The 333-nt window shown below is 51.4% G+C and carries 1 tRNA gene; it reads left to right on the top strand.

Annotation, left to right across the window (positions count from 1 at the left end):
• The first annotated feature begins 252 nt into the window (after positions 1-252).
• Positions 253-332: transfer RNA gene (locus LKX83_RS32185), tRNA-Leu, on the top strand.
• The last annotated feature ends 1 nt before the right edge of the window (position 333 follow it).

Genomic DNA, 333 nt, shown 5'->3' with positions numbered 1-333 from the left:
TTTTAATCAGGGTGTCACTGGTTCGAGTCCAGTATGGCTCACCATTTACAATGTTGTTCCATCTGAACGCTCACCGTATTAGGCGGAACTTCCGTTACAATCGCTCACGTCCTGTGAGCAACACGGAAGCTTGCACATCCTGTGCATCGCGAGTCCAGTATGGCTCACCATTACTTACCCACAAAAGTGGAGCACATGCTCTACAGCCTATACCAGGTACTTTTGCGGGACCTATAAGAGAATGCTACACATGCGGGTGTGGCGGAATTGGCAGACGCACTAGACTTAGGATCTAGCGCTTCGGCGTGGGGGTTCAAGTCCCTCCACCCGCAT

This window comes from Cohnella baijiui (genome assembly GCF_020731285.1).
Classification (GTDB): Bacteria; Bacillota; Bacilli; order Paenibacillales; family Paenibacillaceae; genus Cohnella.
Note: the sequence above shows the minus strand (reverse complement) of the source record. Positions and strands in the feature narration are given on the sequence as shown.